Annotated in this window: 17 protein-coding genes; 7 read left to right on the forward strand and 10 right to left on the reverse strand. The window is 51.4% G+C overall.

Going from position 1 to position 22,414, the window contains the following annotated elements; genetic code table 11:
* The first annotated feature begins 7 nt into the window (after positions 1-7).
* Entirely contained in the window at positions 8-682 is a 675-nt protein-coding gene (locus tag L855_RS13580; RefSeq protein WP_159788853.1) for a phosphate ABC transporter permease, read from the forward strand.
* A gap of 287 nt (positions 683-969) precedes the next feature.
* Here L855_RS13580 and L855_RS13585 read toward each other — a convergent pair whose 3' ends face one another.
* A complete protein-coding gene (locus L855_RS13585) occupies positions 970-2,301 on the reverse strand; it encodes an IS4 family transposase (protein ID WP_159784407.1) in 1,332 nt (443 codons plus the stop codon).
* Positions 2,302-2,537: 236 nt separating this feature from the next.
* Between L855_RS13585 and L855_RS13590 the strand changes: the two genes are divergently transcribed.
* From L855_RS13590 to ltrA, 3 genes are all read left to right on the forward strand, one after another.
* Entirely contained in the window at positions 2,538-3,389 is an 852-nt protein-coding gene (locus tag L855_RS13590) for a DUF4351 domain-containing protein (RefSeq protein ID WP_159788855.1), read from the forward strand.
* A gap of 228 nt (positions 3,390-3,617) precedes the next feature.
* Complete coding sequence (locus L855_RS22240) at positions 3,618-3,740, forward strand: hypothetical protein (protein ID WP_281349477.1); 123 nt, start codon at positions 3,618-3,620, stop codon at positions 3,738-3,740.
* Between the two features lie 348 nt (positions 3,741-4,088).
* Entirely contained in the window at positions 4,089-5,822 is a 1,734-nt protein-coding gene (gene ltrA, locus L855_RS13595) for a group II intron reverse transcriptase/maturase (RefSeq protein ID WP_159790952.1), read from the forward strand.
* A gap of 330 nt (positions 5,823-6,152) precedes the next feature.
* On the opposite strand, the gene L855_RS22875 is transcribed toward ltrA, so the two are convergent.
* From L855_RS22875 to L855_RS22470, 7 genes are all read right to left on the reverse strand, one after another.
* Positions 6,153-6,587, reverse strand: a complete 435-nt coding sequence (locus L855_RS22875; RefSeq protein ID WP_219729918.1) for a small multi-drug export protein — start codon at positions 6,585-6,587, stop codon at positions 6,153-6,155.
* Positions 6,588-6,704: 117 nt separating this feature from the next.
* Entirely contained in the window at positions 6,705-9,290 is a 2,586-nt protein-coding gene (gene leuS / locus L855_RS13605) for a leucine--tRNA ligase (RefSeq protein ID WP_159788859.1), read from the reverse strand.
* Between the two features lie 87 nt (positions 9,291-9,377).
* Positions 9,378-10,376 (reverse strand): energy-coupling factor transporter transmembrane component T family protein, encoded by a 999-nt coding sequence (locus L855_RS13610; RefSeq protein ID WP_159791107.1) that lies wholly within the window; start codon positions 10,374-10,376, stop codon positions 9,378-9,380.
* A gap of 37 nt (positions 10,377-10,413) precedes the next feature.
* A complete protein-coding gene (locus L855_RS13615) occupies positions 10,414-11,970 on the reverse strand; it encodes an ABC transporter ATP-binding protein/permease (RefSeq protein ID WP_159788861.1) in 1,557 nt (518 codons plus the stop codon).
* Positions 11,971-12,008: 38 nt separating this feature from the next.
* Positions 12,009-12,290, reverse strand: coding sequence for a hypothetical protein (locus L855_RS13620; protein WP_159788863.1), 282 nt, complete (start codon positions 12,288-12,290; stop codon positions 12,009-12,011).
* Between the two features lie 32 nt (positions 12,291-12,322).
* Entirely contained in the window at positions 12,323-12,718 is a 396-nt protein-coding gene (locus tag L855_RS13625) for a hypothetical protein (RefSeq protein WP_159788865.1), read from the reverse strand.
* Between the two features lie 529 nt (positions 12,719-13,247).
* Positions 13,248-14,609 carry a TIGR04283 family arsenosugar biosynthesis glycosyltransferase gene (locus L855_RS22470; RefSeq protein WP_159788867.1) on the reverse strand — a complete coding sequence of 454 codons (1,362 nt, stop codon included), beginning with the start codon at positions 14,607-14,609 and terminating at the stop codon, positions 13,248-13,250.
* A gap of 191 nt (positions 14,610-14,800) precedes the next feature.
* Here L855_RS22470 and L855_RS13635 point away from each other — a divergent pair, with 191 nt between their 5' ends.
* The gene (locus tag L855_RS13635) at positions 14,801-16,948 is read left to right on the forward strand and encodes a hypothetical protein (protein WP_159788869.1); all 2,148 of its coding nucleotides are present in this window, start codon (positions 14,801-14,803) and stop codon (positions 16,946-16,948) included.
* Between the two features lie 72 nt (positions 16,949-17,020).
* Positions 17,021-18,715 carry a DUF3685 domain-containing protein gene (locus L855_RS13640; protein WP_159788871.1) on the forward strand — a complete coding sequence of 565 codons (1,695 nt, stop codon included), beginning with the start codon at positions 17,021-17,023 and terminating at the stop codon, positions 18,713-18,715.
* A gap of 3 nt (positions 18,716-18,718) precedes the next feature.
* On the opposite strand, the gene L855_RS13645 is transcribed toward L855_RS13640, so the two are convergent.
* Both L855_RS13645 and L855_RS13650 read right to left on the reverse strand, forming a co-directional pair.
* Positions 18,719-18,934 (reverse strand): hypothetical protein, encoded by a 216-nt coding sequence (locus tag L855_RS13645; RefSeq protein WP_159788874.1) that lies wholly within the window; start codon positions 18,932-18,934, stop codon positions 18,719-18,721.
* A gap of 282 nt (positions 18,935-19,216) precedes the next feature.
* Entirely contained in the window at positions 19,217-20,047 is an 831-nt protein-coding gene (locus L855_RS13650) for a 4'-phosphopantetheinyl transferase family protein (protein ID WP_159788876.1), read from the reverse strand.
* Positions 20,048-20,367: 320 nt separating this feature from the next.
* Here L855_RS13650 and dnaK point away from each other — a divergent pair, with 320 nt between their 5' ends.
* Positions 20,368-22,362, forward strand: coding sequence for a molecular chaperone DnaK (gene dnaK, locus L855_RS13655; protein ID WP_281349507.1), 1,995 nt, complete (start codon positions 20,368-20,370; stop codon positions 22,360-22,362).
* Positions 22,363-22,414 lie beyond the last annotated feature (52 nt).

Consider the following 22,414-nt stretch of genomic DNA (forward strand, 5'->3'; position numbering starts at 1 on the left):
ACTCACCATGTTGATCCCCATTACCCGAGAACGGTTTGAAACCCTAATTCCCCTCACCGCCACTGCCTCCCAATACGCTTATTATTGGGGCAATTGGCAGAACTTAGTCAAGCAAATCCTCTTCTCGCTATTGGGGATTTTCCTCGTCTGGATCCTCAGCCTGACGCTCCATAGTCAGGGCTTAAGTCTATTTTTGGGAATTTTTGCCGGCCTCTATTGGCTCTGGAACCCGGTTGCCAAAGCCAGTTTCCGCAACGCTAAATATCGACGTTATCCTTACAGTGGCTTTTGGCAGGGGGAAATTCTCGATGTCTATGTCACCGAAGAAGTCATTGGCACCGAAGAAACCGCCAACGCCAAAGGGGAACTCGTCTTAGTCGAGAATCGTGAACGTCGTTTGAACTTAGAACTTGGCGATGAGCGAGGCTTTTTGGCCAAAGTACAAGTTCCCCTACGCCGTCAACATCAATTTATTTCGGCGGGACAAACGGTCCACCTGTTAGTCCTCTCTGAAGACCCTGATTTACGCCGCATTGCCAAACTCTCGGATTTATATATTCCCAATCGTCAAATTTGGGTGAGTGATTATCCTTGGTTACAACGGGAGGCGTTTAAAGAGGTCAGCCAACAACTTGGACGGGGCAATCGTCGCCAGACTCCCCCGCCTAGCCGTCGCCGTTAGTCACCTTGGGGACGAGTTAGTTGCCAAAATCAGGCTATATTATTATGGCGAAAATTGGTCTGAATAGGACAAAAAATTGGGGAAAAGAAGGCAGTAGGCAGTAGGCAGTAGGCAGTAGGCAGTAGGTGGGGAGGTCTCTACCTAAAGAGCAGTCCTATCCATCCCTGCGATTGCTATAGCAATCGCAGGGATGGATAGGACTGAAACTACGTAGGGGCAATCCCTTGTGGTTGCCCTTTTCCGGCAAAGATTGTCCTACGTAGGGGCAATCCCTTGTGGCACTGGTGTCAAGTTAAGGGGTGAGACCAGACCTGACGGGAGATAGCATCTTTCTTTCGTTGGCGCTTACGCCTAGCTTTAACCAGTCCGAAGGACTGGGCATATTGAACCAGAAAAGGAATGAGTTCATCATCCTCAACACGGCCCTGTTCCCGGGCGCGACTGAAAAAGTAAAGACTGCGGAAAACCATTTCCTGAGAAATGCGGTCAATGGGTTCATGTAAAGCCTCAGAGACCTGGGAACAGACGTCGGTAAGCACCGCATAGAAAATCCAGGTGGCATAAATCTGGATTTCAATGCCATTGGAGCCACCGACCCAGAGGTAAGCCAAACCTAACAAGCGTTTGGTCACGAGAAAGGCCTCCTCAATGCGCCAGCGTTGGCGATAAAGCTCGCTAACGTAGCGGGCGGACAAGACCTCGGGGTCAGTGACATTGGTCAAATAGCGGTAGATGGTTCCCTCCCAAGAGACGGACACCAGACGCACGGGATGGTGACAAGGATTAGAGCGGTATTGCCCTAAATCTATCAGTTCGTCACGAACGTAACGGTTTTGACCGAGTACCTTGAGATTCTTGTAAGCGGTTTTCTCCCGCAAGCGAGTCACAAAGAACTTGCCCGAATCGCTAAAGGCATCAAACCAAGGAAACTTAAAGAATCCCAGGTCAAACACCATTAAACCGCCCTTTGGCAGACGTTCGAGCAATGAGTCAGTCCAAAGCTTATCATTGGATTGGGCTTCAGGACTGTACCAGGCCGCCTGGGGGCGATGGTTGAAGGCATCGACCATCATCATCATCTTGCCGGCCAAGGGGGAGGTGGCTTTTTTGCCGCGATGACGATGCAGTTTCTTTTTTAAGGCTTCGAGGGTTGACCCGTCAGCTAGCCAAATGGCTGGGAACTTAGACCGCACCGGTCTCCAGAATGGCGAGACTTCCCCGGGCGCTGAGGATTGGTTCAAGCGCTCAATGACCTGCTCGAGCAAACTGGCAAACAGATGGGCCGGCAGGCTTTGTAATCTTTGGGATAGAGCCTGTTTACTGATGCGTTGAGCTTTCACCCAAAACAGTCCCTCCTGTTCTAGGGTTCGCAGCACTTCACTTAGCCCTGTCATTTGCCGGTAAACTAGGCTCAGGACAATCGCTGTCATCACCGGCAGGGTTAGAGTTCGCTCTCGTAACCGTCGTCCTTTGTTGCTTACGCTTTTGAGGGAGGCAAACGTTCCCGGACTTAACATCTCGAACAAGCGCTGCTCAATCGTCCGATTCACTGGTCCGGGCACTGAGCGATGTCGTCTGAAGTCCGGGTTTCCCGGTTTGTGATAGGTCTTCTTAGGCATCTTTTGTCCTGGCTAGCTAGTCCTTAGCCTATAAGCATTTTTCCCTTGGTCTCGGGTTGTTTACACTTTCTTGACTTTTCCACGATTTCCTTAACTTGACACCAGTGTCCCTTGTGGTTGCCCTTTTCCGGCAAAGATTGTCCTACGTAGGGGCAATCCCTTGTGGTTGCCCTTTTCCGGCAAAGATTGTCCTAAGCGAACCTTCACTTGCTATATAGTAGTAATATGGAGTTATTATGGCTGAAAAGAAATCAGATATTGGCAGTAAGAAATTAGTGAGTCTTGTCCCAGAAAGTTGGGCAAGCTGGTTAACTAATTGTCCCAACATTAAAGTGGAAGAATTGCTCGACTCGAATCTGCAATGGGTAGGGCGAGAAAATGACAGTCTCATGAAGGTGAGTACCCCAGAATTGGGACTGTTCTTGCTCTTAGTTGAACTTCAGTTACGGTATCATCGGAAAATGCCACTTCGGGTTCGGGCCTATACCGCGTTGGCGGGAGAAAAGTATGAGTTGCCGGTGTATCCGGTGTTAATCAACATTCTGCCCCATGTGAAAGACCCGCAAATCCCTAGTTGTTATGAGTCAGAATTTAATGAGATTCGGGCTTTGCAAGAGTATCGGGTTATCAACTTATGGGAAGTGGATGTCAATCTAGTTTTTGAGCAAAATATCCGTAGTTTGTTGCCGTTTGTGCCGATTTTAAAGGGCGGTGGCGAGGAACAAGTGGTTCGTCGAGCGTTGCGGGAATTGCGGGCGGATGAGGAGTTGTCTCAGTTGGAGTCGTTGCTCTCGTTTTTTTCGACGTTTGTGTTAGAGTTGCCGGTAGTACAACAGATTATGAGGTGGGATATGGCTGTTTTACGTGAATCTCCGTTGGCTCAAGAGCTGTTTCGCGAGGGACGAGTTGACGGTCAGTTGGAACTGGTGTTACGACAACTGACTCGTCGAGTGGGAACTCTGGATGAGTCTTTAGTGCAACGAGTTCGAGGCCTGTCTTCGGAGGAGTTGGAAGGGTTGGCTGAGGCGTTGTTGGACTTTTCTGATGTTTCGGATTTGCAAGGGTGGTTGGCTAATTTGACTGCCTAATTGTTGAGGTCAGACACTCGGTGTTTTTGGAGTGCGACTCGTTTAGGCGAAAGATAGGGTTAAAACACCCAAAACGTATGCCTAGTCAGGGATACAGAAAAGGCTACCCAGCCAATCTGCCCTGATAACTATCTCAATGTACCGACGGAATCAGGTGAAACACACTGACTCCAAGGTTGGAAAGGACAGAATCAGAGAATGTGACACCACACCCTCGTCCTACGCCTAATGGCAGCCCCAGTTTTAGAAATGACAACCCTAGGACTGAAGCGGGCTTGGCAAGGCATTGAGGATGAACTGACATCCAAAAGCATGACCACCGGCAAATCCACATGGTTAAGCCACGGCTGAACACTTGCTTGAACCCTAGTTACACGAGAGTAGCCAAACTCAGTTGACAGGCTGCGTCCAAAAAGGACAAGGGGAAAGGTAGGAATTTCTTGAAGTTACCTACAACTGATTCTCAAAAGTACCCCTGGGGATAGAGTGAACCTAACGGGATATAACCCATCGAGATGGAACGAAGTAACCCCATAGACCCTGACCGGTCATCAGGTCGATACCCGGTCAAGTAATAAGTCTAAGCGCAAGGGCTATGGGGAGCAGATGTAAGCCGAAGCCAATGCCCATCTATAACGGATGTGGATCAGCTAACAGCTTACGGCTTGTTAAAAGATAAGGAGTTTAGTAGCGGTGAAAATGTCGATAGCTAGTAAAGGGTTCAACCCCGAGACTAAGAACAACGAATGGCGAAATCTTCCCTGGGGTAAAATCCAGAGGAAAGTCGCGAAGCTGCAAAAGGCTATTTATCAAGCTACAAGTCGTGGCAATAAAGCGAAAGCGCGACGCTGGCAACGTTTACTCAATAAGTCCTACTACGCTAGGCTGCTGGCGGTACGTCAGGTAAGTCAGGATAACCAAGGTAAGAAAACCGCAGGAGTTGACGGAGTGAAATCCCTAAACGCCAAAGACCGGTTTCGCTTGGCTGACCAACTGCGTCACCCAGGCAAAGCTAAAAGCTTGCGACGTGTATGGATTCCCAAACCCGGGCGGGATGAAAAACGCCCACTCGGTATCCCAACCTTGCACGACCGCGCCTTACAAGCCTTGGTTAAGCTGGGGCTAGAGCCGTACTGGGAGGCTCTGTTTGAAGCGGATTCCTACGGTTTCCGACCCGGACGGTCGGCACATGATGCGATTGGAGCCATCTGGAATAAAAGTCGGTATAAACCGCAATACGTTCTCGATGCAGACATTGCCACATGTTTTGACCAAATTAACCATGATTACCTTCTGTCCAAACTAGACTGTCCCTCTCGGTACAAACGGAGTATTAAACAATGGCTTAAAGCCGGCGTTATGGACAGTGGCGAATTCAAGGCAACAGAGGCAGGAACTCCACAAGGTGGGGTCATCAGTCCGCTCCTTGCCAACATTGCTTTACAGGGAATGATTGATTCGGTTGTCAATAGCTTCCCTAACTCAAGGACAATTGACGGAAAACTAAATCGCTATTACCGCCCGAAAATCATTCGATATGCCGATGACTTTGTGGTTCTGGCTAACCGCCCGGAAGTCATCCTAGAAGCCCAACAACTGCTCAAGGAATGGCTTAAACCCGTCGGTCTCCAACTCAAACCGGAAAAGACAAGGTTATGTAACACCTTGTCGGAATGGAATGGGGAGGAACCGGGATTTGACTTCCTAGGATTTAACATCCGGCATTACCCGGTGAGTATCCATAAGGGAATCAAAACGGGTCCCGGTGGCGTTAAACCCTACCAGATAAATATTAAGCCTGCCCCAAAAGCTATCAAACGTCATTATGACGCTTGTAAAGAGGTCATCAAACAACATAAAACTGCACCACAAGCAGTTCTGATCCAGAAGCTTAATCCAATCATTAGAGGATGGAGTCGGTACTACTCTACGGTAGTTTCCAAAGAGACCTTCTCTAAACTCGACCATATGATTTGGATGGCACTGAGGGCTTGGACGGTTTCACGATGTGGTCGAGCGTCCTATGGGAAACTCCAGAACTACTTTCGTCCTGGAGTCAACAGTAAATGGACGTTCAAAGCCAAAAAGGGTCTTCGACTCACTAAGCACACCGAAACCCCCATCGTACGACATGTCAAAATCAGAGGAGGAAACACCTCTCCCTTTAACGGGGACTGGGCTTATTGGTCTAAACGTATGAGTAACGGGTTTGGCGGTATCCCTACCAAAATCTCAAAACTCATCAAGCGTCAAAAAGGACGATGTAATCACTGTGGACAACACTTCACCAGTGAGGACTTGGTTGAAATCGACCATATTCAGCCTAAATCCAGAGGAGGTTCGGATACTTACTCCAACCTACAACTGTTACATCGCCATTGCCACGATGTTAAAACCCGTTTCGACGGTAGCAGCACCCATGACAAGGGATAGCAAGCTAGGAGCCGTGTGAGGTGAAAGTCTCATGCACGGTTCTGAATGGGAGGGGGTAGTCGTGAGACTACTCTCGACCCCTAATAACGCCGGGTGTCCACTAAACCTTTGGGAAACCGAGTGTCTTATGGACTCCTTGTCACCCTTTAAGGAAATTTTATTCACCACTACAACGCATCATTACCTCTTGAGTACTACCAAGAATCTGGGACTTAGAGGTGGTTGGAGCAGCAAACAGAGTCTTTTCGCATTGATGAAATTGCTCGATCGCCGACTGACTTAGTGGCTGCGTACCGCATCATTGCACACCAGTCATTTGATGATAGTATATCAGCTAACCCAGTCCACTCCAAACCTGATTAATGTCGCGAGTGCAACCGCATATATAAAGATACTGATAAACGTAGTGATCAGAATCCGCCGACGTCTCATTCCCAAAAATTTAAGCGTGATAGCCATCGCCCAGACCCCAGTCCAAGGTGTCATGACAAACACGAACCAGCCTCCCCACCGATTGAGATACCGGATGACTCGCTCAGATCGCAGACGCTTAAACCAGCTACGCAGCCGAGGAATACGAAGCAATTGTTCGTACAGGAATTCTATGAGCAATACTGGTGAAAAGTTGCCCAACAATGGCCAGAAAACAGAAGAAACAGAATCCAAACCGAGCGCAATTGCCAAGGGGACAGCGACATATATTTCCGTAGCAGGAAAAAATCCAACGAACCAGGCAGATACTGCCTTTTCAAGGTACTCGATCATGTTCACTTTCTCAAAGAGTATCAACTCCCTGAAATCGAAACTAACATCCCCTCAATCCTAGAATAGACCCGACTGGTATTCGAGCCTATCCTTAAATCCCGCGCAGCCGTTTCCCCCTTACTTGGGAACCACAAAATTAACCAACCGCTTGGGAACCACAATCACCTTCTTCACTTCCTTATCCACAAGATAACGCTGGGCCGCCTCCGACTCTCGCGCTAACTGTTCCAACGTCGCCTTATCCGCATCGGCCGGAACCTGGAGATTCCCGCGAACCTTCCCATTCACCTGAATCACCAGAGTAATCTCATCCAACACCAACGCCGTCTCATCCAACTCACACCAGCCTTGCTGGTGAACCGAGTCGGAATATCCCAACATCTGCCACAATTCCTCCGTAATATGCGGCGCAAACGGGGCCATGAGTTTCACCAACGTCTCAACCCCCTCCCGATACACCGGAGAGTCCTGACAGTTTGCATCATTTAAGGCGTTGCTGAGTTTCATCAACTCGGAAACCGCCGTATTAAACTGATACTCATCCCGTAAATCTTCACTGACTTCCTTAATCGCCGTATGGATGGCCCGGCGTAAATCCTTCTCCCCTTTGGAGAGATTGGCCGTATCGAGAGGTTGACGGGGGAGATTCTGGCCCGCAAACTCCGTCACCAGTCGCCAGACGCGGTTGAGGAAGCGATATTGTCCCTCCACATCCGCATCATCCCATTCCAAATCCTTCTCCGGTGGCGCTTTGAAGAGGATAAACATCCGCGCCGTGTCCGCGCCGTATTTCTCCAAGACTTGCAAGGGGTCAACCCCATTTAGCTTGGATTTGGACATTTTCTCGTAAAAAGCCTCCAACGGTTCCCCCGTTTCCGGGTCTGTGGGATGGTTTAAATCGGGGATAGTCGCGGCGGGGACATATTTCCCGGTTTTGGGGTTTTTGTAGGTCAATCCCTGAACCATTCCCTGAGTTAACAGCCGTTGGAAGGGTTCGTTAAAGTTGAGATTGAGGCGATCGCGCAAAAACTTGGTAAAGAAGCGAGAATAGAGAAGGTGGAGAATGGCATGTTCAATCCCTCCCACATATTGGTCTACGGGAAGCCAATCGTTCACCGTCTCCACATCAAAGGCCGCCGCCTCATTTTGCGCGTCGGGATAGCGCAAGAAATACCAAGAGGAATCAATAAACGTATCCATCGTGTCCGTTTCCCGCTTAGCCGGGGTTCCACAGGTGGGACAGGGAACATTCACCCAATCCTCTAACTGCGCCAAAGGAGAGAGTCCCTTCCCGCTAAAGTCCACAGTTTCGGGAAGTTGAACCGGGAGTTGGTCTTCAGGAACCGGAACCGCGCCACAGTTAGGACAGTGAACCACGGGAATCGGCGCACCCCAATAGCGTTGACGGGAAATCAGCCAATCCCGCAGCCGATATTGAATCCGCGCTTTGCCAAATCCTTGCTCTTCAGCATGGTTGATAATTGCTTGTTTCCCTTTCTCCGAGGCGTTTCCATCAAATCGTCCTGAGTTCACCATCACCCCAGAGTCCGTGTAGGCCTCGCTTAACTCCATATCCGCGTTATCGGCATCGTCGGGGACAATCACCACTTTAATTGGCAGATTGTTCTCCCTGGCGAATTTGAAATCCCTTGTATCATGGGCTGGAACTCCCATCACCGCACCGGTTCCATATTCATAGAGAACGTAATCGGCAATCAAAATCGGGATTTCTTCGCCGGTGAAGGGATTAATAGCCGTTCCTCCCGTGGGAATCCCCCGTTTGGGTTTGTCCTCGGCGGTTCGGTCGATTTCACTTTGTTGGCTGACCTCTTCGATAAAGGCCTCGACGGCTTGGCGACGGTCGGGGGTCGTCACCTGTAGAGTGAGGGGATGTTCTGGGGCCAAAACCACGTAGGTTACGCCATAGGCGGTATCGGGACGAGTGGTGAAGACACCAATTTTGTCGTCGCTGGGGTGTTTCTGGTCATCCAGGATGGGAAATTCCAGATAGGCGCCGGTGGATTTACCAATCCAGTTTTGCTGCATCAACTTGACGCGATCGCTCCAACCAGACAAACTATCTAAATCGGCTAACAGTGCATCGGCATAGTCGGTAATCTTGAGAAACCACTGTTTGAGCAGTTTCCGTTCTACCTTCGCGCCACTACGCCAAGACCGACCCTCATTATCCACCTGTTCGTTGGCGAGAACCGTTTGGTCAACGGGGTCCCAATTCACCGCCGACTCTTTCTGATAGGCCAGTCCCGCGTTGAGGAATTGTAGAAAAATCCATTGCGTCCATTTGTAGTAGTCGGGGGAACAGGTGGTCACCTCCTTGTCCCAATCAAAGGAAATCCCCAGACTCTGAAGCTGCTGACGCATCTGGTCGATATTCTGGTACGTCCATTTGGCGGGATGGACTCCCCGCTGAATGGCCGCATTTTCCGCCGGAAGTCCGAACGCATCCCATCCCATGGGGTTCAGGACTCGATACCCCTGCATCCGTTTCTGTCGCGCAATCACATCGACGATGGTGTAGACACGAACATGACCCATATGCAGATTCCCTGAAGGGTAGGGAAACATCGAGAGTGCATAAAACTTGGCTTGGTTCGGGTTATCCGGGGTGACGCTGAGTCCTTGTTCGTCCCAGATTGTTTGCCATTTGGCTTCGATGGATGCGGGGGTGTAGCGAGACTCCACGGAAACAGCTCCTAGCTCAATTCGTCTTTACAGTGCATTTTTATAGCGCATCGTCCATTCTGACATATTCTGGTAGGCCTGTAGCGGTTAAGCTTCCCAACCCCAGAGGCTGCGCACCACCCAGAAACCAATCAAAAGGGCGATCGCCACCGTATCAACCCATTTTAGCTGTCCATCATGCCAAATGACCCGATGGCGATTGGGACTGGTGAAGCCGCGCACTTCCATAGCAGCCGAAATTTGTTCGGCCCGTAGTAGTAGATTTTGCAAGAGACGTTCGGCGACAATGAGCCAAATCTTGGCGGTTCCCCGAAACCCGAGTTTTTTCCAGTTGATGGCCCGAGTTTGCACGGAACGGCCTAAATTCTGGATTTCCTCCAACACTAGGGGGAGAAATCGCAAGGACAGAGTCAGGGTGAGCGCAATTTCCGTAACGGGAACGCCAAAGCGGCGTAGGGGTTGCATCAAGTCTTCTAAACCATCGGTAATGGCTTCGGGTGCGGTGGTGAGGAGATAGAGATTGGTGCTGTAGATAAGGGTAAACAGCAGGGTACTGACGCGAATTGCGAGAGAGAGGGATTGACGGGTGACCCTCAGGGGAGGTTGGTCTAGGAGAATATAGCGGTAGTCTGTCGGTTGAGGGAGTTCCTCGGTGTCTTCGGCCGCTGAGGTGTCATTCTCAGTTTCCCCCGTTCCCCAGCCAAAGGGGTTATACCAAGGATTGCGAGAGTCTTCGGGAGGCGGGGTAATCTCTTGCTGAGGGAAGTTGAGTTCATCCTTGGGGAGTCGGGGTTGATGGGTGTTGGGAAGGCCATCGGGGGTGACAGACCCGACAATGAGAATTGTGCTACAGATGAAGAGCAACCATCCCATCTGTTGTCGCCAAACCCGTAGGGGAATCCGAGCCGCTAGGGTCAGCAGAATCAGCAACACTACTAACCCCAGCCGCCAAACTTCGTGAGCGAGAACTGGGGTTAGCAGGAAACTCATCAACCAGGCGAGTTTGACTCGCGCATCCAGGCGGTGTAGCCAGGTGATGGGTTTTTCCAGATAGAGTCCGAGGGGGAGCGATCGCAGTAAATCCATGCCAAAATTGTAGCCGATCGCCCTCAAAAATCATCCCCTATCCCGAGAGTTGTTCGCGACGGTACACCCAGCGCGCCAACATCCCCGCCACAACCGTCCACCACAACAGCCAGAGGATGTGAATCCAATGGTAGCCATCAAAGCGGAATAATATAGTCCCTAGTTCATTCTCTAGTTCAATTTTTCCCATCCAGGCCACCAGTTGGCCATAGTGATAGGTGGGGAGTAAAAGAATGACATCTGGAATCCAGGCTTGAGGAAGGAAGCCGGAGACATCCAAGCCAAAGCTAATGGCCATAATGGCGAGGAACGCTAAAACGGCCCAACTGAGAGATTCAGTTTTGAAGAGATACCCTAGGGTGAAGCTAAAAATCGCGAAGGGAACCACCCCTAGGACTAGGATAAAGCTGAGGTAAAACATCCAAGGTTCCCAGATAAAGGAACTAGCTTCGCTAAACTGACTTGTACCCCAACCGCTAACAAAGGCTAACCCTGTCATCAGGGAGGCCAACACCAAGAAGTTTCCGACTTTGGCTGCAACATAGGTCGTAAAGGAAAGAGGCGTAATGCGTAGTAACTTCAACCAGCCGCGATCGCGTTCTGAGGCAATCTTAACCCCAAACTGACTCACACAGACAAAAATCACTAACGCCGCCAGAGAAGCGGCTACCAAGGATTGAAACTGGTCTGGGGTATTCTGTTCAATGGAGACTCCCGCAAAAATCGCCAATCCCAGACCAATGACAATAGTGTCAACCTTACGAAATGTTTGTAGCAATTCCACGTAAAGTTGACCCCAAAAGGCTTTGAAACTAAAGCTTCCGGGGTCAGATTCAAAGGTAGCCGACGTTTCAGCGTCAGAACTTGACTCAGAGTTAACTTTCGCCACTTCCTCCAATTCGGTGCAATAGTTGAGAAGCGCCTGATAGCGAGGAAACTCTTGGATATTGAGGTCTCCATTTTCGTTGTTAAGACGCACTTCCCGCGTTACCAAATCGGCAATCTCATCACAATCCTGTTCGCTGTGACTAATTGCTAAAATGGTTTTTCCTTGTCGGTCAAACTCCCGCACTTGTTTCCAAAAATTGGCTCGTGCTTCGACACTCAAGTTATTCGTTGGCTCGTCGAGAATCAGAATGTCGGGATTTCCCACAATAGCTAGGGCAAAATAAAGGGATTGAGCTTGTCCCCCGGCGAGACTGGTCGCGTAGTCATTTTGTTTCCCCGTTAGGCGCGATCTCTCAATCGTTTCTCCCAACTCAAATGGCTGAGGATAATAGCTTTGAAACAAACGAATGGTCTCTTTTACTGTCAACCCTTCTACGGGTTTTGCTCGTTGTAGCATCGTTCCCAATTTGAGATGTGCTTTCGGGTCTTTCGGAGATTTTCCAAAGATTTCAATTGACCCCTCATCAGGAACTTGCAAGCCGCAAATCAGGTTAACTAGCGTTGTTTTACCGGAACCATTGTCACCTCGAAGTAATATAAATTCACCAGGCAAAATATCGAGGTTTACACGATCAAGGACTTTTTGTTTTTGCTTGTTGATGACATAGGTTTTCGACAAGCCCTGGATTTTGATAGCAGTCTTCATGAGATGAATACCAGAATAAGCAAGGAATTTGAATGGGATTAGAGCATTTGAAGCCAGCCTAGATTGTGAAGCACAAACCAAACGCCAAGACCCGACAACAAGGCTGGGGCTAAAGCAACTGGAAACATACTCATTAAAATTAGTGTTACTGACCCACCAATCACAAGTTCTGGCGTCAAAATTACAGGCGGTGGAGTGCAAGTCGAGAAAATGCAAATCTGATTAGATAGCAAGCTGGAAATCAGTAAAAAAGCTGCTAAACCTACAATGATTTTTGCTAAACTTTTGGGGATTCCCAATATTTTGTCTGAGTCATTCATGGGTCTTTCTTTAATACTATTTAGGGATGGTTCTAATTGACCTTGTCAATCAGCCAGCAGAGTCCAGCTGCTGCTGAACTGCCCGCAGCAAAGGCGATAGGAGGGGGAATCAATAAAGCTGTGATTCCGAGGGTTACTATGGTTCCAATCATAACCCCTGCTTTAGGAGAGCATTTTAGATGTCTATCAGGTGAATTTGGCAAAGGTGGGTCAACAACAACCTTTTTCGAATTGCCTGGATAAGGTCTAGATTCTTTAACAATTACCTGCTGATCAGGCTGCCACCAAATAATCGGATCAGAACTATGTTGAAGAGCTAAAGTATAGCCCGTCAAAGCAATCGTACAGACCCCAAAAATTAGTAAAAATCGAGAACGTATAACCCCAAATGATGAAGCATTATGATTTGAGGGAACTTGTGACGTCATAACTAGAGTTCCTCGTTACAATGATAGTTTAACCTTATCCGACAGAGGCTACTGGTTAAAAAAATAAGCCTTGGATACTATCAAACGTAATTTTTTCCGTGCTCACTCAATTTAACATTGATTTTAGGTCAAGAAGATTTGTTTGGTTGAACTGTAATATATTTTTACCATTTTGAACATCCCTAAGTCCCTCGATTACATCTTAATAAGATGGGTCAAATTGTCAGGAAAACATGACGAATTCTGCGTTATCCCATCGTGATTTGTTGAGTATTGAGTTAATCTAAGGGTCAGCCATTGTTACTCAACATTGATGTTTTCATCAACTTCTACCCCAAAAAAAACAGCAACCCGTAGGCTGCCGTTTCAGATGAGTTATGCGAAGAGCGAACTGAGAAATTCGCGTGTAGTAGAGACGACGTCAGTGACTGAAGCCAGATATCGCCTATCACAGCCATCAACTCTGGGGGGGGCTGTGACGACCCCTTAAAGTCCTAAGACCCATAGTATCATCGATCGCCCCAAAACACTAGCCCCGGCGGCGACGATACCACTGTGCCAGTCGTTTGGGGGAAATTCCTAGTAAATAGCCTAAAACAATCAATTGGTTGAGCAATGTGACTCGTAGCACCCCTAAACCATCCCAGCGTCGCGCAGAAGTGACCACAGCCACAGGGGCGATCGCAATCTTTCCATAATGTTGTAAACGGCGCACTAGTTCAAAATCCTCCATCAAGGGTAAATCAGGAATTCCTCCCAACTGCAACAGTCGTTGACGAGATAGAAATAACCCTTGATCCCCATAGGGGAACCCCAACAGGCGCGATCGCCAACGCACTCCCCACTCCACCCAGCGTAAGGGCCAGGCCCGACTCGCCACCGCCAACTCAAAGGCCCCAGCCACCACCCCTTCATCCCTCAACAGGTCACGAATCACCAGATCGAACCCCCGAGGAACCCGAGTGTCCCCATGAAGCAACAAAACTGACTCCCCCTGAGCCGCCTGAAGACCCACATTAAACTGAAGGGCCCGGCCCGGAGGAGAAGACAGCAAGCGGACTGGCGTTGACGACTCCCCCTGACGGGCATAGCCTTGAACAATTTCCACAGTCTTGTCCTGACTTCCCCCATCCACCACAATCACCTCCAGATTCTGCCCCGTCAGCACTCGCTCCAGCGTTTGAGCTATCTCCGCCGCCTCATTCAAAACGGGAATAATCACCGAAATCAGGGGCTGACTCTGATATCTAGCCCGATCCCAAACCCCCAACTCCTCGGGAATATCCACATCAGATAACGGCGATAACTGCCTCACCGTTAACCCCAACCCCTGACTCCGTGCTAAAGTTTGTCCCAACACCCGATCGCTCCCCCAATCAATTCCCTTACACAACGGCTCGAACCTCTCAACCGGCACCGCGCGCAAACCAATTAAATAATAACCGCCATCTGTTGCCGGACCCAGAACTAGATCCGCTTCCTCCAAACTCTGTAACCCCTGTGCAATCGTTGCCTCGTCAATTTCTGGACAATCAATCCCCACCACCACCAACCGGTCTACGCCCTGAGCAAAACCCTCTTGGAAGGCTCGTAGCAGGCGATCGCCCAAATCTCCAGGCCCCTGCTCCCTCACCAGCAAATCCTCCCCCAACCAAGTCCGAACCCGTCGAGCCGATCCCCCCACATAGCGAATTTGTAACCAGCCCCCGGATTTCTCCCGCCAGGCTCGTAACTGATCAACAGTATGTCGAGTCATCTTCTCCTGTAACCAAGCGGCCCCTCGTGCCCCTAGAGCCGGAATCAGACGGGTTTTCGTCTTCCCTGGCTCGGGATAGCGAGTAAAAACGATGGCTCCTACCGGGGCTTGTCCCCGGATTTGGGAATGTATCATCACAGTTATGATCCGTCGCGCTCATCAATCAATATCCTAGTTCCCAGAATTGATGGAGTTCACCCCAACTCAGGCCTTTCACAGATAAACCCAAAAATTTTTTTTAAAATCCACGGTTAGGCCTTAGACATTCCGCTAAGATCGCATATATTGAAAGGTGTTTTAAACACACTCCGGCATTGGCAAAAGGCATGGCGAATAAACAAAGCGACCCCATTGGTATCCGGTTTGACGAGGAGTTAGCCCCCGAGGCCTCCTCGCCCATCCCTGCACCGGCTGAGGACGCGGCAGAACCTGCCTCCCAAGATGCGTCCTCAGCGCCCTCATCAGAAGCAGCCGCCCCGATGCCCCTCTTGGCTCGGGTCGCCTTACTGCCCCAACAGACTCTAGATCGATTGTGGGGTTGGCATCTCTTTTGGTTCCTTGTGCTGGTGGGCTTCACCAGTACCGCCATGGGAGCCTTAGTTTGGCTGTTCTCCATGCCTCCAGTGACCGACTGCCGGACGGTCTCAAACTTAGCTCCTGAGCGGGCCCGGCTTTACTGTGCTCAACAAGCCGCCCAGTCCGGTCAAGTTCCAGAAATTGAACGAGCAATTCAACTGGTACAGGGTTGGCCCGAAGACCATCCCCTCTATCGTCAGGGAGTCCGTTTCATGGAGCAATGGTCTCAGATGCTCATGCAACGGGCGAATCAGGAGGTCATTGCCGGGAACTTGCCCGTCGCCATTGGGCTGCTGAGCCGGATTCCCAGCAATAGCCCCCTCTACAACGAAGCCCAAACCACGATTGATAATTGGGATCAGGGTTGGGAACGAGGACAACAACTCCACGCTGAGGCCATGGATGCCCTGAAAGATCAGCGTTGGAATGAGGCGGAAGCTTATGCTCAACGTCTTGGGCGCATTGGCGATCGCTACTGGAGTGGCGCCCGTCTCGATGCCTTAATGGCACGAGTGGCCGCCGAAAAAGAAGGGCGACGACGGCTCACGCAGGCTCGCGAGGGCGTTATCTGGAATACTCCCCAGGAATATCAAGCAGCCCTGGGATTGGTGATCAACATTGAACCCGAAACCTTCGCTCGGGCTGATGCCGCTGAGGACATTGAAACCTGGAGTGCAGAGGTGGTTGAGCTAGCCATCACGCGCCAGGTTGAGGGGAACTATCAGGGTGCTTTAGAAGCGGCTCAAGTGATTCCCCCAGAGGCCTCAGTCTATGAGATCGCCCAAGAGGTGCGGCTGTTTGCCCAAACCGATCGCATCCTCAACGCCGAAAATCTCTTTCAACAGTCCATTAGCGGCAATATCTTGGCGTTGCTCGAAGCCCAAGCCTTGGCCGAGAGTTTCAGCCCCGACCATCCCCTCTATCGCCTTGCCCAAAATCGGATTCCCCTGTGGCAAGATCATCTACAAGACCTCTATCAACTACAGGTTGCTAGTGTCGTTGCCGATATTGGGCAACCCTTTGCCCTTAACTTAGCCGCCTCCCAAGCAGCCTCCATTGACGCCAGTCGCCCCCGGCGCGTTCATGCCCAAACCCTGTTGGCTCATTGGAGCAACGAAGTGCAACGGGTGGGCGATCGCCCCTATTTGCGCCGTGCCCAACGCTTAGCCGAACTGAACACCATTGAAGGCCATCAAGCGGCCATCGTCCAGGCTCGTAACATTAGTGAAGATCGCGCCGCTTGGTCAGAGGCTCAAGACCTCATCGCCAACAGCCAAGAGCAGATTTTGCTGCTTGAGGATCGCCCCATTCTCGCAGAAGCCGAAGAACTGGCCCAAGCTGAGAAATTTGCCGAAGCTGTAGAATTGGCCCAGCAAATTGAGCGCGATCGCCCCCTCTATGAGGACGCCCGAGAGGCCATCTCCCGCTTCCGAGAAGAGTGGAGTCGCTTTGAAGACCGACCCATTCTCGATGAGGCCATCGAATATGCCCAAGAGGGCCAACTCACCGATGCGATCGCCACCGCCGCGCAAATCGCCCCGGGCCGTCCTCTGTATTTTGAAGCTCAAGCTGAAATTGGCCGCTGGCTCCGAGAACGAGATCAGGGTGGTTCCTCCTCCCGCCCCCGTTCCAGTTCCAACTCCCCGAACCCAGCCCCAGCTCCGCCTCCAACTCCCGCGTCGGCCTCAGCTCCGGCCCCGGCTCCGGCTCCAGCCCCGGCTCCAGCCCCAGCTCCAGCCCCGGCTCCAGCTCCAGCTCCAGCCCCCGAACCTTACTACGCACCAGCCCCCGAACCTTACTACGCCCCGGCCCCCGAACCTTACTACGCCCCTGAGCCAAACTATGCGGCTCCCGAGCCATACCAGCCCGACGCATCAGAGAAGAAAATTATCTACTAAGCGTTTTTCGTTCACCCCACCCTTGGTCGATGGTACGGCTGCCTCAAGTCAGTGCCATCGGCCAGCCATGTTATGACTGACACGGATGATACGTTAACACTGCTTTTAATTGAGACCGATGAGATTATTCGTTTAGGACTGCGAACCTGGCTAGCCAAACAAACCGGAGTCGCCTCAGTATTTGACACCAACACGGTTGCTCAAGCCCTAGACACCCTAGAGGATAGTCCCGTTGATGTCATTATTATCGGGGACTTTGCCTCGGGCCTGCGCTTAGCTCAAACCCTAGAGCCACATCCTCCCGAATCCCCGACCCCGATTCTGTTATGGTGTTCAGCCCTCACCGTCGCCCAACTGGCCCTCGCTCGCCGAGCGGGATTGGGGGGCTATTGTGCCAAAGGAACCCCACCCCGAGAACTGTTTAACGCTGCCCTGCGGCTACTGGCTGGAGAACAAACCTGGCAGGCCCCCGCCCGCATTGATCCTGAAGCAGACATCACAAATCCCCCGCCAGCTCACTCAGCCCCTAGTTCTTGGGTTCCCGGCATTCAATATATTGAGGCGGAACAAGAGCAATTAGAGCGTTGGCTTCGGGACCCCAATCTGACCTTACTTCAGCGCATTATCTTTAACGGCCGCCGGCGGGAACTCAACGCCGCCCGCTGGCTGCTCTGTCAAGTGCGATCGCCCCGTCGGGTCCCAGGGACCCCCCCGCAACCCTCCCCAGTCTCACCACCATCGCGCCCATCCACAGCCTTGGTGCAGTCCGATGGCGGCGCGATAACCTCAGCGAACCTCGCCAGCGAAGACCTCGAAGACATCCTACTCGATGCCATCCTGAGTAAGCTTCAGCCCCCCCTGCGCAATCTCAGTGATACTCCCCTAGAAATTGAGATTTTACGCACCAGCAAACGGCGACAACTGTTAGTAACTGCCCTGCGCAGCTTCCAAAACCTTCTGAGTGAACTACGCCATTCAGACATTAGCCCCTCTCGGCTGCGGGAACGGCGCGATCGCCTGGCCTTAGATTTATGGCGGGAAACCACCCAAGAATTCTTCGGACGCTATTACACCCTCAGTTTCAATGGTGAATCCCTCGAACTGGTGGATATCCTGCTACGGGAGGCGGAGGTGGTGCAAAGTGCCATCCTGGATAAAATCCCCTTTCTCCCGGAACTCCTCTCTCATCTATTGTTTCAAACTCCCCTAGCCGTCGACGATCGCACTTGTGAGTTCGGCAGCCCCGAGGCGACCCTACGGGCTGAATATCTTCTACATAACCTGCTGATTGCGATCGCCAACGGAGTTACCCAGCCGCTTTTAGATCAAGTCACCGGCATCGAGACCATTGAACGACAGTTTTACGATCGCCGGTTCCTCTCCACCCGAGATATTGAGCGACTGCGTAACGATTTATCCTGGAAATATCGCTGGGAAACCTATCTTGAAGAGCCTCGGGCGATTTATGAAAGTCGCTTTTGGTTGTTTGTCTTAACGGAACGAGGCATTAAGCGTATGGCCATCTACGCCCACCGCCGCGAGGAATTTTTAGCCCTGTCTGGAGTTCGCCAAGCGGTGACCCTTGTCCTTGAGGGACGAGACGCCCTTGCACCTCGGCTGCGATCGGTGGTGAGTTGGGTGGGGAATGGACTCGTCTATGTTCTCACCCAAGTCCTCGGACGAGGCATTGGCCTAGTCGGACGGGGCGTTTTGGAAAATTTGGGAAGTGGCAGAACCCGCGCCTCCCGCTCTGGAGGGAAGGAGTAGCCCTTAGGAACTCCGCTCTTGAGCGAGATCGCGGATCAGGGGGGTTTTGCTGCGGATGTAATCATCTAACAGCCGCACGTCACGACTATCCAAAGCTAAACTCTGTTGGAGTTGTTTCAGAAGCCATTGAGACAAACTGGCATCATCCAAACTCAGGATCAGGTTGGCTTGGGTTCGTTCCACAATGGACCAAAGTTGGCGAAGTAAGATGGGAGTCACAAATACCTCCTGGGGTTAATGTCAGAACAACCCAGATTGTCTGGGTTTCATTCAGTTGATGTCTAACGAGTCTGGCAAGTTACCGACGCTTACAGCATAACGTCTTTTTTTAAGCCCACAAGATTTCCAGACAGCTTTGCAAAAAAACTTTGATCTTGATGGGGTTTTTCTCAGAAAGGCATCTTAAAAATAGACACCTTAACCTTCATAACGAGGGGTCTGTGCTAGGCATTATCCCCATGGTTTCAAGGGATTCACAGATTTATCCCTGGAACACTTGGGTCATGACGGCACTCTCATTTTCGGAGAAATTGTCCCCTGACAAATCCGTATTCCTGCGGATTTATTGTTAACTTTGGTAACATTTGTATCCAAACTGTCCTCAAAAAACAGCTCATTGCCTTTGGGACCCACCACAAGAGCCGCACTGTAGCCCGGCCCTAGGCAAAGTCGTTGGGCCTCAAAGGTCTGCCATCGCAATGGCTCACCTGTTACCGTCGAGTCCGATGAACGTCGCCAGAGGGAAAGGCGATCGCCCGCCTCAGCAATTTCCACCTTAGATAACGCCCCCAACCCTTCCCCAGTGGCTTTGAGATAGGCCTCCTTCGCCGTCCAATAGTCAAAAAAAACCTGACGTTGCCAATCCCCGGATAATTCCTGCAATCGCGCCCATTCTGACCCTTGAAAAAACCGTTTTGCCAACGCTAACACCGGCACAGAGCGATGAACTTCGAGATCAATCCCCAACGGGCGATCACCGCTAAAGGCCAACAGGGCCCAATCCCCCGAATGAGAGAGATTGAACCGTAGAGGAGATCCCGCCAAAAAGGGTTTTCCATGAGGGCTTACCTGAAACTGCAACGCCTCAGGGGCCAGCCCCAAATAAGCCCCCGCCAGCCGCCGTAGCCAACTACGAGTGAGGATAAAGCCCTGGCGATCGCCCGGACGACGATAGCGATCGGCCCGTTCCCGTTCCGCCGAGGATAAGCACTCCCACATCGAATCTAAATCCTGAGTCCCGTTCAGCGATAACCGCCAGACCCAAACCTGATCCGCCACAAGAGTCGGTAATACCGGCCACTGGGGCCAACAGACGGCAGATCCGTCACTCATACTTCGGTTTTCCCAATGATGAAACTACGATAAACCCGACTACGGTTTCCCCTAATGGCACTCCTCAACGCAACCTGTACCATGAGAAACAAGTACGCGGAAGCCCCGGCTCGCACCTAAACTTCCTTGATACCGTCCCCACCCAGGTTCGGAAAATACCCCTTCAAGGGAAGTGCCTCAGCCGTTCAGTATAGAAACAGACATCGGAATCTATCGGCGAGAGTTTAACAGAGTTCGAGCCAATCCGATTCGAACCCTGGCTCGCTTGGACCCCAGGTTGGCGATCGCACTCCCCCAAATGAGCGAACCCAGCTAACAGGATGCTCCCAAGCTCTGCTTGGGCCATTGCACCTTATTTTTTTGTAGAGACTAAACATTTTAGGAGACTTATGGCTAAAGTCGTTGGAATTGACCTCGGAACAACCAACTCTTGTGTTGCGGTCATGGAAGGGGGGAAACCCACCGTTATCGCGAACGCCGAAGGGTTTCGCACCACCCCATCCGTTGTGGCTTATGCGAAAAACGGCGATCGCCTCGTGGGTCAGATCGCCAAACGCCAGGCGGTCATGAACCCCACCAACACCTTCTACTCCGTTAAACGCTTCATCGGTCGTCGTCATGACGAAGTGACCCACGAAACCACAGAGGTTCCCTACAACGTCCTCAACGTCAACGGCAGCGTCAAACTGGACTGCTCCCAAGCCGGAAAGCAGTTCGCCCCGGAGGAAATCTCGGCCCAAGTGCTGCGGAAACTCGCCGAAGATGCCAGCAAATACCTCGGTGAAACCGTCACCCAAGCAGTGATTACGGTTCCCGCTTACTTCAACGACTCTCAACGTCAAGCCACCAAAGACGCGGGTAAAATCGCGGGCTTAGAAGTGCTGCGGATTATCAACGAGCCGACAGCCGCCTCCCTGGCCTACGGACTCGACAAAAAAAGTAATGAAACCATCCTCGTCTTCGACTTGGGCGGCGGAACCTTCGACGTCTCCATCTTAGAAGTCGGTGACGGCGTATTTGAAGTGATGGCCACCTCCGGGGATACGCACCTGGGTGGGGATGACTTCGATAAACAAATCGTCGATTACATCGCCGCTGAATTTGAAAAATCCGAAGGCATTGACCTCCGTAAAGATAAACAAGCCCTGCAACGGCTGACGGAAGCGGCAGAAAAAGCCAAAATCGAACTCTCTAGCGTCACCCAGGCGGAAATCAACCTCCCCTTTATTACCGCCACCCAAGATGGCCCCAAACACGTCGATATGACCCTGACGCGGGCCAAGTTCGAAGAAATTTGCTCCGACCTCATCGACCGTTGCCGCATCCCCGTCGAAAATGCCGTCAAGGATGCCAAACTCAGCAAAACTGACATCAACGAGGTAGTTCTCGTCGGCGGTTCAACCCGGATTCCCGCCATTCAACAGTTGGTTGAGAAAGTCCTCGGGAAAGCCCCCAACCAAAGCGTTAACCCCGACGAAGTGGTCGCCACCGGCGCGGCTATTCAAGGCGGTGTCCTGGCTGGGGAAGTCAAAGATATCCTGCTGTTGGATGTCACCCCCCTCTCTCTCGGTGTGGAAACCCTCGGTGGCGTGATGACCAAACTCATCCCCCGCAACACCACGATTCCCACCAAAAAATCGGAAACCTTCTCCACCGCCGTGGATGGACAAACCAACGTGGAAATCCATGTCCTGCAAGGGGAACGGGAATTCTCCAAAGATAACAAGAGCTTGGGAACCTTCCGCCTCGATGGTATTCCTCCTGCACCTCGGGGTGTGCCTCAAATCGAAGTGACCTTCGATATCGATGCCAACGGGATTCTCAACGTCACGGCCAAAGACAAAGGGTCGGGTAAAGAGCAGTCCATCAGTATCACTGGTGCATCGACACTCTCCGACAGCGAAGTCGACAACATGGTCAAAGACGCCGAAGCCAATGCGGAGGAAGACCGCCAACGTCGCGAACGCATCGACAAGAAAAACCAAGCCGACACCTTGGCCTATCAAGCTGAGAAGCAAATCGAAGACCTCGGTGATAAGGTTCCCGCTGACGACAAGACCAAAATTGAAGGTCTGATTGGGGAACTCAAAGAGGCTTTAGCTCAAGATGACGATGCGGCCATTGAGTCGAAAATGGAAGAGTTACAACAAGCTCTCTATGCCGTTAGCACCAATCTCTATCAGCAAGCTGGTGGTGATGCTGCGGGTGCAGGTGCTGCTGGGGCCGCTCCTGGAGCCGGTACGCCTCCTGAGTCTGGCAACGATGGCGGCGATGATGTCATCGATGCTGAGTTCTCGGAAACGGATAACAAATAGTTGACGGCCCAACGTTAACCGCTGAGAGTTAACGGCTAACAGTTGACAGTTG

Origin of the sequence: Sodalinema gerasimenkoae IPPAS B-353 (assembly GCF_009846485.1) — a bacterium.
Taxonomy (GTDB): Bacteria; Cyanobacteriota; Cyanobacteriia; order Cyanobacteriales; family Geitlerinemataceae; genus Sodalinema; species Sodalinema gerasimenkoae.

What these genes read in the sequence shown, in the direction of transcription:
- L855_RS13625 (WP_159788865.1), bottom strand. Translation starts at nt 12,718, where the DNA reads ATGACGTCACAAGTTCCCTCAAATCATAATGCTTCATCATTTGGGGTT.
- L855_RS13620 (WP_159788863.1), bottom strand. Translation starts at nt 12,290, where the DNA reads ATGAATGACTCAGACAAAATATTGGGAATCCCCAAAAGTTTAGCAAAA.
- L855_RS22240 (WP_281349477.1), top strand. Translation starts at nt 3,618, where the DNA reads ATGGCAGCCCCAGTTTTAGAAATGACAACCCTAGGACTGAAGCGGGCT.
- L855_RS13615 (WP_159788861.1), bottom strand. Translation starts at nt 11,970, where the DNA reads ATGAAGACTGCTATCAAAATCCAGGGCTTGTCGAAAACCTATGTCATC.
- L855_RS13585 (WP_159784407.1), bottom strand. Translation starts at nt 2,301, where the DNA reads ATGCCTAAGAAGACCTATCACAAACCGGGAAACCCGGACTTCAGACGA.
- L855_RS13635 (WP_159788869.1), top strand. Translation starts at nt 14,801, where the DNA reads ATGGCGAATAAACAAAGCGACCCCATTGGTATCCGGTTTGACGAGGAG.
- dnaK (WP_281349507.1), top strand. Translation starts at nt 20,368, where the DNA reads ATGCTCCCAAGCTCTGCTTGGGCCATTGCACCTTATTTTTTTGTAGAG.
- L855_RS13610 (WP_159791107.1), bottom strand. Translation starts at nt 10,376, where the DNA reads ATGGATTTACTGCGATCGCTCCCCCTCGGACTCTATCTGGAAAAACCC.
- L855_RS13580 (WP_159788853.1), top strand. Translation starts at nt 8, where the DNA reads ATGTTGATCCCCATTACCCGAGAACGGTTTGAAACCCTAATTCCCCTC.
- L855_RS13650 (WP_159788876.1), bottom strand. Translation starts at nt 20,047, where the DNA reads ATGAGTGACGGATCTGCCGTCTGTTGGCCCCAGTGGCCGGTATTACCG.
- L855_RS22875 (WP_219729918.1), bottom strand. Translation starts at nt 6,587, where the DNA reads ATGATCGAGTACCTTGAAAAGGCAGTATCTGCCTGGTTCGTTGGATTT.
- L855_RS13590 (WP_159788855.1), top strand. Translation starts at nt 2,538, where the DNA reads ATGGCTGAAAAGAAATCAGATATTGGCAGTAAGAAATTAGTGAGTCTT.
- ltrA (WP_159790952.1), top strand. Translation starts at nt 4,089, where the DNA reads ATGTCGATAGCTAGTAAAGGGTTCAACCCCGAGACTAAGAACAACGAA.
- L855_RS13640 (WP_159788871.1), top strand. Translation starts at nt 17,021, where the DNA reads ATGACTGACACGGATGATACGTTAACACTGCTTTTAATTGAGACCGAT.
- L855_RS22470 (WP_159788867.1), bottom strand. Translation starts at nt 14,609, where the DNA reads ATGATACATTCCCAAATCCGGGGACAAGCCCCGGTAGGAGCCATCGTT.